Origin of the sequence: Dapis hubbardiae BLCC-M172 (genome assembly GCF_050016015.1) — a bacterium.
Taxonomy (GTDB): Bacteria; Cyanobacteriota; Cyanobacteriia; order Cyanobacteriales; family Microcoleaceae; genus Trichodesmium.
In genome coordinates this window covers 1,883-16,270 of record NZ_JBNHEQ010000110.1, presented here as the reverse complement: position 1 = coordinate 16,270, position 14,388 = coordinate 1,883, and the positions used below count along the sequence as shown (strand labels likewise).

15 protein-coding genes and 1 pseudogene are annotated in these 14,388 nt (G+C 34.3%); 7 read left to right on the top strand and 9 right to left on the bottom strand.

What is annotated here, in order from left to right:
- The first annotated feature begins 533 nt into the window (after positions 1–533).
- Complete coding sequence (locus tag ACP6PK_RS10615; protein ID WP_426559578.1) at positions 534–2,381, top strand: hypothetical protein; 1,848 nt, start codon at positions 534–536, stop codon at positions 2,379–2,381.
- Positions 2,382–2,463: 82 nt separating this feature from the next.
- Here ACP6PK_RS10615 and ACP6PK_RS10610 read toward each other — a convergent pair whose 3' ends face one another.
- Positions 2,464–2,862: a hypothetical protein gene (locus ACP6PK_RS10610; RefSeq protein ID WP_426559577.1), complete on the bottom strand. Its 399-nt coding sequence runs from the start codon at positions 2,860–2,862 to the stop codon at positions 2,464–2,466.
- Positions 2,863–3,154: 292 nt separating this feature from the next.
- On the opposite strand from ACP6PK_RS10610, the gene ACP6PK_RS10605 reads away from it, so the two are divergent.
- Positions 3,155–3,940, top strand: a complete 786-nt coding sequence (locus ACP6PK_RS10605; protein WP_426559576.1) for a hypothetical protein — start codon at positions 3,155–3,157, stop codon at positions 3,938–3,940.
- Between the two features lie 682 nt (positions 3,941–4,622).
- Here the strand turns inward: ACP6PK_RS10605 and ACP6PK_RS10600 are convergent.
- Positions 4,623–5,414, bottom strand: coding sequence for a TIGR01548 family HAD-type hydrolase (locus ACP6PK_RS10600; RefSeq protein ID WP_426559575.1), 792 nt, complete (start codon positions 5,412–5,414; stop codon positions 4,623–4,625).
- Between the two features lie 75 nt (positions 5,415–5,489).
- Here ACP6PK_RS10600 and ACP6PK_RS10595 point away from each other — a divergent pair, with 75 nt between their 5' ends.
- From ACP6PK_RS10595 to ACP6PK_RS10575, 5 genes and pseudogenes are all read left to right on the top strand, one after another.
- Entirely contained in the window at positions 5,490–5,795 is a 306-nt protein-coding gene (locus tag ACP6PK_RS10595; RefSeq protein ID WP_426559574.1) for a 30S ribosomal protein PSRP-3, read from the top strand.
- Positions 5,796–6,132: 337 nt separating this feature from the next.
- Complete coding sequence (locus ACP6PK_RS10590) at positions 6,133–7,206, top strand: class I SAM-dependent methyltransferase (protein WP_426559573.1); 1,074 nt, start codon at positions 6,133–6,135, stop codon at positions 7,204–7,206.
- Positions 7,207–7,793: 587 nt separating this feature from the next.
- Positions 7,794–8,336: a Uma2 family endonuclease gene (locus tag ACP6PK_RS10585; protein WP_426559572.1), complete on the top strand. Its 543-nt coding sequence runs from the start codon at positions 7,794–7,796 to the stop codon at positions 8,334–8,336.
- 260 nt (positions 8,337–8,596) lie between these two features.
- The gene (locus tag ACP6PK_RS10580; protein WP_426559571.1) at positions 8,597–9,025 is read left to right on the top strand and encodes a hypothetical protein; all 429 of its coding nucleotides are present in this window, start codon (positions 8,597–8,599) and stop codon (positions 9,023–9,025) included.
- A gap of 71 nt (positions 9,026–9,096) precedes the next feature.
- Positions 9,097–9,942 (top strand): annotated as a pseudogene (locus tag ACP6PK_RS10575) (DNA cytosine methyltransferase).
- Positions 9,943–10,306: 364 nt separating this feature from the next.
- Here the strand turns inward: ACP6PK_RS10575 and ACP6PK_RS10570 are convergent.
- The 7 genes from ACP6PK_RS10570 to ACP6PK_RS10540 all read right to left on the bottom strand — a co-directional run bounded on the left by ACP6PK_RS10570 (position 10,307) and on the right by ACP6PK_RS10540 (position 14,178).
- The gene (locus ACP6PK_RS10570) at positions 10,307–10,783 is read right to left on the bottom strand and encodes a hypothetical protein (protein ID WP_426559570.1); all 477 of its coding nucleotides are present in this window, start codon (positions 10,781–10,783) and stop codon (positions 10,307–10,309) included.
- Between the two features lie 217 nt (positions 10,784–11,000).
- Positions 11,001–11,474 (bottom strand): DUF2752 domain-containing protein, encoded by a 474-nt coding sequence (locus ACP6PK_RS10565; protein WP_426559569.1) that lies wholly within the window; start codon positions 11,472–11,474, stop codon positions 11,001–11,003.
- 9 nt (positions 11,475–11,483) lie between these two features.
- The gene (locus ACP6PK_RS10560; protein ID WP_426559568.1) at positions 11,484–11,678 is read right to left on the bottom strand and encodes a hypothetical protein; all 195 of its coding nucleotides are present in this window, start codon (positions 11,676–11,678) and stop codon (positions 11,484–11,486) included.
- Between the two features lie 31 nt (positions 11,679–11,709).
- Entirely contained in the window at positions 11,710–12,150 is a 441-nt protein-coding gene (locus tag ACP6PK_RS10555; protein WP_426559567.1) for a DUF5684 domain-containing protein, read from the bottom strand.
- A gap of 297 nt (positions 12,151–12,447) precedes the next feature.
- On the bottom strand, positions 12,448–13,407 hold the full coding sequence (locus ACP6PK_RS10550) for an alpha/beta hydrolase fold domain-containing protein (protein WP_426559566.1): 960 nt from the start codon (positions 13,405–13,407) through the stop codon (positions 12,448–12,450).
- 445 nt (positions 13,408–13,852) lie between these two features.
- Positions 13,853–13,987: a hypothetical protein gene (locus ACP6PK_RS10545; RefSeq protein ID WP_426559565.1), complete on the bottom strand. Its 135-nt coding sequence runs from the start codon at positions 13,985–13,987 to the stop codon at positions 13,853–13,855.
- 26 nt (positions 13,988–14,013) lie between these two features.
- Positions 14,014–14,178: a hypothetical protein gene (locus ACP6PK_RS10540; protein WP_426559564.1), complete on the bottom strand. Its 165-nt coding sequence runs from the start codon at positions 14,176–14,178 to the stop codon at positions 14,014–14,016.
- Positions 14,179–14,388: the final 210 nt, after the last annotated feature.

Sequence of the window (14,388 nt, the reverse complement as noted above, 5' to 3'; positions counted from 1 at the left end):
TCTATTGCGTATATAGCAATAAGAATTTTTGCTTACTCTGAGATTTAGGAAATTATTCCTATTGCGTATGCAGCAATAAGAATTTTTGCTTACTCTGAGATTTGGCAGTCAATACTTTTGGGGGTTTGGAGGTTTGAAGAGGTTTTGGAGACCAAACCCCCACGAAATTCTGAACTCCTAACAGCAACCTGATATTTTGTAGTAATATTTTTGGAAATTGATATAAAATTTTTTACCTAGTTTCATGTTTGAGTAATGGCAGGAGTAAATGAGTCTTTTAGTCTTATAATCACTAATTATCTTGACTTTCTCTTATTCCCTAAATTTATTTATCTGGTTTACTTCTTCCATTGTCAGCATTCAGCCATTAATTCATTGCCTTTTGAGCAGGAATTAGTATTGATAGATTTAAGGATAATTAAAAGTATTGGAAAAAAACTAATCTTGAGGAGAGAGAGTGTATATTCATTATTTGTGAAACAGCTAAAAGCTGAATGTTTACCTTCCATTTTTCCTCTTCCTTGCTCAAAACAATGATAAATTTTGCCGAAATCAAACCTCAAGTCAACCCTAAATATTCTTTTGTCGGAATTGAAAAAAAGAGAGGTAACTTAATTTTTCATTTACCAAAAGGATTTACTGAGTACGATCCAAATATTGATAGATTCGACTTTAAGTGTGAATTGTTTTTCAAACTCTATAAACTCCTGAAAATTATCCAGAAAATCTATCAAGAAAAAGGATATTTACAGAAAAATATCAAAGTTAATGACCGTGACGGTGTACTGGAAGAAGAAGCGGGAAAAGAAGTTGTCGTGAACGATAATCAAGAAAGTATTTTTTATAGTAAACTTGATGCCTTAGATAATATCTTAGATATCTACGATGAATTAAAAATATTAGCACTTGTCTCCCGTCTCAGTAAATCTAAAACAATAGACTATAGTAAAATTCATCGCTATCTTCATAAAGCTATTTTCCTAAATAATGGTGCAATATTTATAGATTCCATTGACGTACCTAGACAACAAATATCTTATGAAGCTTCTGATATTGTGGCAATGTATTGTTATTTATTTAGTGAGATTCAGCAAAAATTAGGGGAAAGTGTGAATCCAGAAATTGCTGCTTTATCTACTAGGTTTCGGGAAAAATATATTGGGGATGAATATAGCTTGTTTAGCGAAACTAATTATCCGTTAATTATTGATACTTTACAAGATGCTTTACAAAAAATTGATAAATATACGCCGTTGAAAGATATAGATTATTGGGATTTTTATGATGCAATTGAGAAATTTTTATTCGGAGAGTTAGATGACACAAAAGACGGCAAAATTTGGGGATTTAATAATTTTCATAGTGTTTGGGAAGGAATTTGTTTAACTTATTTGCTCAAACAGATAAATTCATGTTTTGTCTCTTATATGAATAGTCGATATGTTGCCTCAGAAATAATTGCTCATTTGAACTATAAAAACAGAATGATCGATCTGAGTAATATTTTCCACGTCAACGGTAAAGAGATTTTTCCCGATGCTGTAATTCTTTCATTTCAGACTAAAGATAACTCCTCAAACTCCGCACTTTTAGATTTAGTTTCATCTAAGACTTCATATCAAATTGAAAAAGTCAAAAATTGGAACGACCTACGCTACTACACCAGCTTCAAATGTAATAAATATCAATTAAAAATTGCCTCTGTTCACCAAAACCCTGAACTAGAAAATCATACCTTTAAAGAGCTGGCTAAATTCTGCAAACTTGACGGAGATATACTAACAGTTAATTCTTTGCCAGAGCGGTTTTATTCTTACTGGGAAATATTGGATGATTTTAATCTCGAACAATTACAAATGATGGAAAATTTGAATCATGTATTTTATCTGGCTCTGAAATTTGGCATCTTATCCCCCCACAGATTTTTTCAACGCTTCATTAATTATGTATTGGGGTCTGAATCTCTGCTCAAAGACAACATATTTTATCTGTCATTATTTCGGGATAAAGATAGACTTCGGTCTCTCAAAGAAATTAATCAAAGCTTTGGCAGTTTCTTGCAGAAAGTTATGACCAAAATTTCTATTAAGGTGATTGATATTAAATATGCCAATTTTGACTATTATCTCAATCCAGTCAACCGAGAAGAAATTAAAAGTAGAAGCATTAGAAAACAGTTTGTCTATGAATATCTGATTCAAAATTATCTGGAAAATCATCAAAATACCGTCAAAAATTGGAGTATAAATAGTGAGTTTTGGCTGCCTATTTATAGGAAAAATTTACCAGTGCTGACTCCTGCTAATAGATATATGGATAATTATGTGAAATTAACAGGGGTTAATATTATCAAAGTTATTGATAGTTATATTGAGAGTTAAAGAAGTCAGAAGTTATTTTATTTCGCGATGAAAATCATCGCATTTAAAAGCCGACCGCATTGCTGCGATCGGCACCCTGATTTTACTCTTCTTCTAAGTGCGAATTGTCTGGATGATCTTTGACCTGTTCCAAAAGGTGGATAATTTCTGTTTCCAAAGCAGTGAATTTGTCTAAAAGGTTGGCCTTTTTTTGCTTGTGTTCCTCCAACCTTTGTTCCAATAGTTCGCCATGAGTATCTACATAATCAATAGCGTCCTTCATTGCTTCCCGGAACAGGCCAAGGATTCCCCCAATAATCCAATAGATTGAAGCTCGTCCCACGCGGTCGTCCACTTCTCTATCAATTCGCTTCGGCTGATATTCAGTGCCACTGCGATATGTTGTAGTCGTTCCTTTGTTTCTGGAGTGACCGTCAAGTTTAATTGCTCCTTCTTGTGAAGGTATTTGGTTTTTCTTCCCATTTACTTTTTCTTTGCCCATAGTAAGCACTTAAAAATATTTTACTTAACTACTTGACATAATTATGAGCGCTTTTTATTATGAAAATAATAAAAAATAAACGCTTTAAAATAAGTGGGTGAGGCTCAACCCAATCATTAACATTGTGAAGTGTTCTTAGATTCATTAATGGTTATTTTCATTTGACATCGAATCGGTATTTACCTCTGGAAGTTGGGCGGTATTCTCCTTCTTTTCCCAACTTCCCTTCCTTAGAAACTAAAACTCACACTCTTGACCAATGATAAGCAACATTTTTAACCACGGCTTTGAAATGCCTACATCTGACATGGAATTCCCTAGTTGGGCTGATACTTTTGTTAATACTTGGCTAGAATTATTTTGGGATGAAACATGGAAAGGTGAGGATGAGGCGATCGCCATATTAGAGCGAGAAATGATAGGGGCTAGATACTCCTACATCAAAGAGGGCATGATTTTGAAGGCTTTTCAGCTTTACAAATGGTACGAGCCAATAGGCTTTAAATCTTTCAAACAATACTGTGAGAAACGGTTAAAAAAACCCATTTTTTACGCCAAAAAAACCATTGAAGCTGCTCAAACTGCTTGGCGTTTGCTGACGGAAGGTTTTACAGAATTACCGGACAATGTAAGCCAGGCCCAATCTTTGAGAAGTTCAGCCCGTCGAGTGTCCCAAGAGTGTGATGAGACTGTTAGTTGTTGGGAAAAAGTGCTGGAAACTTCCAAATCTGAGGGGAAACCTTTAACTGCTAACTATATAGAAAGAACTGTGACTGGGGAGGAGTTAAAACCAATGGCTAATGCCAAAATTCCCAGAAGTGACTGGGATAAGTTGGCCAAAAAGGCTAAAGACATGGGTAAATCTACCCAAGAATTATTACACGAAGTTGTTAAAGATTATTTAGGGGGTGAAAAAGATTTAAGCCCGGAGCCAGAAGACTCCGAGCCTAGTGAAAATACTAAAGTAGAACCAGCTAGCCCAGAGGTAGAGGCTGCATGGACTAATGACCTCAACCTCTTGCTTCAAGAAAATTCAGTGACAAATCAAAGATATTATGACGCACCCCCAGACGATTGAGCAATACCGCAAGTTTTTTAAACGGTTGGGTATCTCTCGCTTAGAGATTAGGGAAAAATATGGTGATTTGAGAAAGCGCGAGACTTGGGAAAAGGCTATTGTACCGTTGGCGTTTAGGGAACTGGAGGTTTCAGTCGAGAGATTATTTGGGGAGTAGTTTGGGAAGTGATCGCTCAATTTCGTAAGGGACGAATGGCATTTGCCCCTAACAAATAATATCAAATCCGGTAGTATCGGTGTAAAAAGAGTATGGGAAGTGTAAAAAGAGTATGGGAAGTGTGGGAAGTGTGGGCAGCTTTGGTAATAGTTGAAAATAGAACATTTTTTTCTACCGAATTAAGCGGATTTGATATAAGGTGGCTCTGCGTAAGTCCTGATATCATGTCCGGTAGCATCGGTCTTGTATAGGGAAGGTAAGGAAGAAGGAAGAAGGAAGAAGGAAGAAGGAAGAAGAAGGAAGAAGAAGGAAGAAGAAAGAAGGGAGAAGGAAGAAGCTTGAAAAAAAGGAAAAAGATTACATAAGTGTAGATATTTCGACAGCTTTTACACAAACGATACCAACGGACATGATATGAATTATTAATTACAGGACTTACGCAAAGGTACTATCTATAGAGTCACAAAACTATTGCGCCATAGTTTTAAACGCTATATATATGGTCTATGCGTAAGTCCTGAATTATTAATTATTAATTAAATTACCGATCGCCTCTACAGACAATTCTTCAATATTATTCAAAACTACTTTTGCTCCTGCTTCCCTTAACTTAGTAGTATAAGCATCTTTTCTTTCCTCGTTCTCCTGTACATGGGGAGGCAACACACCGACACCAACCCAAATTCTCGACGGCATCTTTTCACGAGCATTCTCCACCGTATACATATCTCCCACCGTATCCCCAGCATAAATTACAGGTAGATTTTCTGCCAAATCATATTGTTTTTCCAACTGCTCCACTACTCCAAACAACCCAGTCGGGTCAGGTTTTCCCGGTGCATCCTCCATCGCCACCACAACAGGAGAACTCAACTCTAACTTTCCCTCCAAAACATAAGCAGCTTCAGCTCGCATCGCTCCACTAAAAAATCCCCAAGAAAACCCTGCTACAGTCAACTTCTCAAAATAACCAGAACTTACCAATAAAGGTTCCGAACAAATATAACCATTCCAGTTATCCTCATCTAAACCCCGATAACGAGACTGAAAAAAAGCTACTAACTTTTGATAATCTAAATTCACATCCTCCCGTTTTTGACCTTGCCTCTCAAAATACCGATAAACTAACTCCCGCGAAGCCTCCCAATCATTATTCCAAACACCCTCAGACTTAAGCTGGTCAATATCTGCCAAAGTGGGAGAAAATGCACTAGATGTACAATGCTCCACCGTATCGGCGATCGCCCGTCGATAAGACCCACCCACATCCCGAATCACACCATCAATATCGAAAACCAAAATTGCTCTATTCATCATTAAATTTTTATGGTAAAATGAAATTTTGTGTGTCTAAAGTTTGAAAATTAGCCTAAAATTGGCTCAGGAGGTAAATTGTCCAAGTTTATACTAAAAGTAGTCTGGTTAGACGATAATGTAGCACTTGCTGTAGATCAAGTGGTAGGAAATGGTACCAGTCCTTTAACTTGTTACTTTTTCTGGCCTCGGAATGATGCTTGGGAACAACTAAAAACGGAAATGGAAGCCAAGCATTGGATTTCCGAAGTAGACCGGGTGGATCTCCTGAATAAAGCTACTGAACTAATTAATTATTGGCAAGAAGAGGGTAGAAGACGACCACTTTCGGAAGCTCAGGCGAAATTTCCAGAACCAGAAATAGTTTTTGCAGGTACTAATTAATGAATTTAGAATTTAGAATTCTGAATTCAGAAGTTAATTTAGAATATTTAGAAGGTTAACTGAATAATTAGTAATTAATAATCAATTTAATGAATTTAGAATTCTGAATTTAGAATTCTGAATTTAGAAGTTAAATGAAGTCAGAAGTTAACCTAAAATATTAGAGGGTTAACTGAATAATTAGTAATTAATAATCAATAATTGAGTCTTATATGTCTGGGGAGAATTAATTAAGTCAGAAGTCAGAAGTTAAAATTAACTTAGAATATTATAGGACTAACTAAATTCTCCAGCCTAGACAATTATTAATTATTATTAATTAAGGCAGAATCTGCTAATGAACCAGGAACAGACATTACCAATAAGCGACCAACTGCCACTTGTAACTTCGCCAGATATTCTCAAAAAAGCTATTGTATATAAGCTTGATAGCTATATTTCAGGTCGTGGCGAGTTGGTGCTTCCTTGTCTGCCTGGTATGCTCGACTATTATATAAATATTGTAGAAAATTTATTCTCTCATCTGGGTAGACCAATGCCCACTGAAAGAAAATTACAATTACGTCAAATGATGGAAACGAGGTTGACAGAAGGGTTTAATACTTCTGCAACTTCAATGTTAGTTATTCAATATGAATTAGTGAAGCCTCCCAAAAAAGGTATAGCTTGTCAAGTAACTATTCGTACTCCAACTTTAGGAGAGCAGTATAAGTCTTGGATAGAGAAAAGAAAGCCTCCTTTATTTGGTTCTCATCCTGATGCTAAAGTGTTAGCAACTGTTGGAGAATTTGGCAAAAATTCTGTCTTGAAAATATTAGATGTGGGAGGAGGAACAGGTAGGAATGCTTTACCTTTGGCGCGAAAAGGTCATTATGTAGATGTTTTGGAGTTAACGCCTGCTTTTATTGAACAGTTACAAACAGCGATCTCTACAGAAAATTTATCAATGAATGTGATAGAGGGAGATATTCTTGAACCACTGACAAGGTTACGACCAGCTTTTTATCAGTTAGCGATCGCCACAGAAGTAGTATCTCATTTTCGGGATGTAGATGACTTGCGGTTATTTCTAGCAAAAATGTCTGATGTTATTTGTTCTGGTGGTTTACTTTTATTCAATATATTTTTGACAGTAGATAAATATGTGCCAGATAAATTAGTGCGAGATATGGCACAGTTATGTTGGTCAAGTTTGTTTACTTCTGAAGAGTTGACAATAGCAATAGAAGGTTTACCCTTAGCAATTGTTTCTAATGAGTTAGTCATAGAATATGAACGTCAGCATTTACCAGAAACAGTATGGCCTCCCACAAGTTGGTTTGAAAGTTGGGCGACTGGTAGAGATATATTCCCTTTAGCGAATGGTAAACCACCTCTAGAGTTACGGTGGATATTATGTCAGCGGGTCTAGCAAACCATCAATGGGAGTTTTCAGCTTTTGTAAGCAGATCTTTTTTTTACTTGCTCAATAAGTAATTTATTTATTCTCCTTGTTGTAAAATAAGCGGTAATCTATCTTCACCCCGGCAATATTAGGATATTTCAAAGCCATGAGGAATGCCATCAGAGTAGCAATTGATGAAATGATTAATTCCATTGTTTTGATGGGGGGTTTATTGAATTTTTACTACTGACTAAGGTTAGACAATTTTCATTGCTTAGACAACAGATTTAGCTCTAACTAGCCAAGCAGAAATAACTAGAAACATTACGATAACTAATATCTGATATTGTATCATTCCAGTAATTACTCGAAGAAACTTTTATATATTTTTCAAATTGATTGTTATAATAGAGAACTGAAGCAAAGATAAACTGAAAAAAATAATGCTAAAAACCCTTGAATTTGACGACTAAAACTTTCGTGAATGAGACTTTAGTCAAAAAGACCAAAATGAAAATATATAGGAGTTTTTATTACAAAGAAACTTTGCTTTAAAGGCAGAGGGAAATAGAATATATTCGGTAAAATTAACCGAAAAATAGGAAGGAAAAATTATGGAAATACCCACAATATATTTACCACCAGTATTAGAATTAAAACTCGACCTTACAAAAGAACAATTTTGGCAACTATGTCGCGAGAATGACGATTTAAGATTTGAACAAACGGCAAATGGAGACTTAATTATCATGCCACCTACTGGCAGTAGTACAGGTAAAATTAATGCTGATTTAATCTATCAACTAATGGCTTGGAGGCGTCAAAATAATTTAGGGGAAGTATTTGATTCAAATAGTGGTTTTTTGCTGCCCAACGGAGCTAAACGTTCACCGGATGCTTCTTGGATTAAGCAAGAACGTTGGGATGCTTTGACATCAGAAGAGCAAATTTATCTTGCTCCTATATGTCCTGATTTTTTAATTGAATTAATGTCACCAACTGATTCACTCTTAAAAACAAGAGAAAAAATGCAAGAGTATATAGAAAATGGCGCTGAATTAGGTTGGTTAATTAATCGAAAACAACAACAAGTAGAAATTTATCGTCAAGGTCAAGAAGTAGAAATATTAGACAATCCAAATATAGTATTAGGATAAAATATTTTACCTGGATTTATTTTAGATTTAACAAAAATTTGGTAAATAATAACAGAAGTTTTTAGCATAGTAATATCAATTAAACAAATAGAAATATGACCAAATAAATAAGGTTTCAAGCCTCCCCTTTTAATTGGATAAAAAAGAAAATAAGGAATAAGCGAAAGTTCAATGTAACTTCCCTACAAAATATTGAATAACTTTTTCTACCTGAAAAAGATAGGACTATCAATCAAATATAAATCTAGAAAGTTTACCTAATGTCAACACCATCGACGCATCAAGGTTGGAATATTACTGAAGAACAAAGAGAAATTTATAGACAACGTTCAAAAGCATCTAGTCGTGCTAAAAAACAAGCTTTAAATGGAGAAGGGCAAAAACCAATACATCCTATTAATATCCCTAATCTAAATCCTGAAAAGTTGATGCCACAAATGCCTAAAAATAGATGGCGAACTCTCTCATTATTTAGTGGAGGTGGTGGTCTTGATCTTGGTTCTGACCGAGCAGGTTTTACTCATATTTCCTCCTACGATATTCTTGCAGAAGCTAGTAATACTTTGCGTAATCTTCGACCAGACTGGCAAATTTTTTCAGGTGAAAAAGGAGATGTCATTTCAGTGATCAGTTATCAGTTATCAGTTAGCCTCCTCTGGAGGAACTGCGTTAACAGTACCTCCTATTGAATCATCCGGATTAAAATACTAAATTTTATTCTTTTCATCCCCTCAAAAGGCGAGGCTTTAGACCTTATTTTTTGGTTATAAAAGTAGATTTTCGTTCTGATAATGGCTCGGTTGATATTATCCATGAGGGTCTACTTTTTCAGGTTTTTTCTGTTGCAGGTCGTCAAAAAGGTAAGGAAGATAATCGCGATATGTTTCCGGAATTTATTCGCGCTGTACTGGAAATTAAACCTCTAATATTTGTGGCAGAAAATGTTACTGCATTGGTAAGTAAAAAGTTTAGCAAATATGTGGAATAAGTTATTGAATATCCTTTAGCTTCTCACTATAAAATTACGAAATTTATTTTAAATGCTCCAGATTTTGGCATGCCTCAAATTAGAAAGCGAGTCTTTTTTGTCGGTTTTCGGGATGAAAAATATTTAGCTAAATATCAACCTCCTCAGCCTACCCATTATTGGCATCATCTACCAAAAAATCAATCTACACAACCAATTCAACTAAATCTTTTTGATAATTGTGAAACTTCAGAAAAATTACAACGTTGTATGGGAACTCGTGAAGCTTTAGGATTACCAAATATTGGATTTGATGCTTTATCACCTACTCTCAGAAGTGGATTAACTGGACCCCGCCATACTACCTCTATTTTAAGTAGTGTTTCTGCACAAAAAGTTTGGGGAAAATTACATATTTGGCCGAACGGAGTAGCTGAAAATCGTGAAAAAGCACATTTATTTGTAGCCAAAAATAATCATTTTCGGTTATCTGTTCCTGACTGTGGAATTCTCCAAGGTTTTCCTGAGTCTTGGCAATTTTCTGGTGCAGTTTATCAAGCATTAGGTCAAATTGGTAATGCTGTACCACCTCCTATGGCTTATCAAATAGCATTATCTATTTTAGGGAATAGGGAATAGGGAATAGGGAGAAGTAATTGATAAATTTATGGAGAATAATTAATTTTTTCTGGATTTTTGAAGAGGTCTAATGGTAAAGTATTTTGTTGAATAGTTTCCGTTATAAGTTCTCTTAAACGTTGACCATAAAGTGATAATTAATAACTAATAACTTATATAGCAATATGAAATGATTTGTGAGAAAAAATTGTAGGGGTTTTGTCTCCAAATCCCTTGATGCTTGGGTTTGGAAACTAAACCCCTACGATAAAATCTTACAACCTATTTAGGATTGCTATAACTAATAACTAATAACTAAGAACTGATAACTGAAATGACATCTATCTCTTAAAATTGAAAGCATTCTTTCAGGAGATTAGCCAAATTATAAATCCATTTTATTTCGGTATTCTTGGATTGTGTATTGTCTTTTTTGCAGATTCTGAGCATCTTCGACTGTATAAACTTCTTTTTCCACAACAATTTCATATAGTAAAGATATGCTAATTAACTCTGGTATTAATTGAGCAAGTTTATAATCTGATACAACATAATCTGATTTTTCACTAATCCAAGGAGTCATCATTTCAGGGGAAGCATACAAGCAATATTTTAGGGTTTTACCACCTTTTTCATAGAAACCAAATAACCAATGTTTTCCCCTCCATTTTTTAATATGTTCCGGTCCAAAATCTCTAACTGTAGTTACAGAAGTCTTTGTAGTTGATTTTAATTCAAAAGGAATTTTAAGTTGATTTAAAGTCAAGATTGCATCTGTACGACTGCGACTTAAATTGACTGGTCTTTCTAAGTTAAATAACTGGATAAGTTCATTTTCTCGACTATCATCTTGTACTGTCATTAATTAACAATTGGCAGAAATAATTAATTTGATAAATATAATGAATTTTAGTAAGTAGAAAAATACAAAAAAACACAAGTATGTAAGGCAGTCAAATCATCAAAACCATCTTCCATATTACTTTTTGCCTCTAGCATGAATGACTGTGATAAAGATAATTTTTCATACCCACCTACTTAATTTTGCTTTAAGCACAAAAATAACTATGACTAATCAGCTAAAGTAACCAATTTCCCAGGGTTGAATGAATCAAAAAATTAGACAGTTCTCCAGACTTCCATAACTCTTGTAGACGTGTTCCATGATAACCAAATAAAACAAGAAAACAAAAAATCTGAAACTGACTATTTTGAATTAAACGTATATAAAATACTTGGAACTTTCGATTATTTATTAATTCTAAAACCAGATGTAAAATTGCAACTAGAAACAAAGCAAAAAATATAAGCCCAAATAAATGATAAGCGATCGCCTGACTAAAATCTCCTCGTGCAACTGCCATTAAAGAGCGAGTCAAACCCCACCCAGGACAAGGAATACCAATATAACGTAAGAGTGGGCATCCTAGAAATGGTATTTTTAAGCCTAAATTAAATAGGTAACTACCAATAATAGGAATAAGAGCGATCGCCAGATAAATATATCGTTGACTTCGCTCTTTATTAGATAAATTTTCTGAATACTTTTCCATTCAATTTCTTTATCGACTACGCAAAAAATCCCAACTAAAACAAGTTAGATAAATTAGAATTGTTGCCATTTGTTGAAATATGACTAATTCGACAGTTTTGACCAAGAAATTCGTCTCTGATTGAGAATAACTAACCATCGATACTCCTGCCATAATCGCAATGAGAATCAAAAAAATTATTTTTCTGTACTTAAGTTTAAGCATTGTTCAATTTTTTCCTATTATTAATCATATTTTAGGTCAATGCTACATATCCAAAGACAAATAAAACTGCACAAGGAATGATACATATCAACAGTAACCAGGGAGATTTTTCCAACTTCTTGAAAATTCTCACCCAAGCCATAATTAATTTAATCGAAGCAATAATATTAATACATGGAATACAAGATAAAATTGTCCATAAAACAGGATTTTCCTCATCAGCAGCTTTGAAATTAATGTATGTACCTAAAATCGGAATCCAAGCAAACCAGGCATTTTCAACATTTAATTTTTGGTAAATCTTATAGCAGAAAAACGCCATTATTAAGTATCCAATGAGACCACTTCCAACTTGAGTTGGTTCTACCTCTGGTACTTCTGGTAGTTCAGTTGTTGCTTCCTGTGCCAAGAAAATTGGTAACATCATACCAATAGCTGAATTAACCCATGAAAATTCACTCAGATATAGCATTTTTCCTCATCCATTAAAATTAATAACAATTGAGATTTTCATCTATAACTAAGCAAACTTTAATCGTCAAAATATTATAAGCATCAAAATTTTGTTTTTTTTAAAGAATTTGAATTATATATACCTAGCTTTAAGTTGAACTAATTTAATAATTAAACGTAAGCATTTCCTGCGGAATGCTGCGCAAACAGCCGTCGGCTATTAGCTATTAATTTTAGGAATGTAAAAGCAACCTTTGAAATTGAGAAACAATAAAAAGTTACTGCCAAAGTCCCTTTCCCTAACCTTAGAAGTAAATTATTCATTATTAATTGCTGTTAGCTGACTGCTAATAGCTGAATCCTTACAATTAAACAAATCATATTTTCTGAGGAAAGACTCAATATTTTCATAAATATTGAGATTTTCACTATAACTAAATTCTCCATGACCACCCCCTGGAATAGTTAATAATTGATTCGGTACATTAGCTTGATTAAGTGCTTCGTGAAATCTTACTGCATGATTATATGGCACACTTAGATCGGCATCACCGTGAACAGTAAAAATAGGCGGAAGTTGAGAATGTACATAATTAATTGGAGAAACACGTTCCCCTATTTCCAAGCGATCGCTCTGGTTTCCCATCCATTCCAAAGCATAATCATGAACATTTGCTCCCTCTAGCAAATCTTTGACATCAGTAACACCATACCAATTAACTATTGCTGCCACGTTTAATTCCTCATCACCTTCGCAAAAAGAGTCAAAACCAACATCAGGAGTTAACAAAGCAGTTGTCATAGCTAAGTGACCACCAGCAGAAAACCCACTAAGAATAATTTTTTCAGGATCGAAATTGTATTGTTGAGCATTCCTCATCACCCAATCTAAAGCACACCGACAGTCTGCGACGGCAGCAGGTGCTAACGACTGTGCTGCCAAACGATATCCCACATTAACAACGGAAAAACCGATTTTCAGATATGGCAATAAAAAAAACAGCTCTACTTCTCTGGGGCGACCTACCCAACCTCCACCATGAATAAATATTACTGTTGGTTGTGGTTTAGGGGCTAGAGACTGATAAATGTCTAACTGTAAATTGTAATTATTAACAGTCAAATATTTAATATTTTTGTGAATCTGATAGTTGTTAAAAAATGCCAGTATTTCAGCAGCAGGATTTGACAGTATTTTCCAAACATTAATTGGCAGAAAGTTATAAGCAATAAATACTGCTTGATATGAGACTTCAGATAGATATTTTTTCAACATTATACTGACTGTTAATGGAAGGTTATTCTCTAGATTTTAAGTTAATATTTTTAGGGAACCTTTGTCAAGGTTACTTGATACTTTCCACAGGCGACTCTAGTCTACATTTTGCCAAATCAAGAAATTAATAAGTTGCCGAAAAACTCTAAACAATTATCACCCTAAAAACCAAATATCGTAATTCTAAATAGGTCGTAACAAATCAAAAAGTAAATAAAAAAACTGAAACTCCTACCTGTTGCCAGATGAGCTATTCCTTAATAAGCAGTAATATTTTTGACACTAATAAAATAAGATTGCTATAGCAGTAATTAGTAATAGATTTTTTTTCTAATTTTCATCATTTGTGCATAGGTGTAAAAATCCTTGTCTTCTCCGACTGCTTCCTCCTTACTCTAATTTACATTTGTCAAAATCAAGAAATTAATAAATTGACGAAAAACCCTCAACAATTATCACCCCAAACACCATTTTTAGTCAGAGAATTTTCTTGGCAATATTCATCATCGGTTTCTTCCTGTAAAATCCTCTTCTTGCCAGAATTATTCAAATCACCTGCTACCCTATTTCGCCAAATCAAGAAATTAATAAGTTAGCGAAAAACCCTCAACAATTATCATCCCACCAACCACTTTTAGTCAGAGAATTTTCTTGGCAATATTCATCATCGGTTTCTTCCTGTAAAATCCTAGTCTTGCCAGAATTATTCAAATCACCTACTACCCTATTTCGCCAAATCAAGAAATTAATAAGTTGACGAAAAACCCTCAACAATTATCATCCTAATAACCACTTTTATTCCGAGAATTTTCTTGGCAATACTCATCATCAGTTTATGCTAATAAAATCCTGATATTGCCAGAATTATTCAAATCACCTACTACCCTATTTCGCCAAATCAAGAAATTAATAAGTTGACGAAAAACCCTCAACAATTATCATCCTAATAACCACTTTTATTCCGAGAATTTTCTTGGCAAT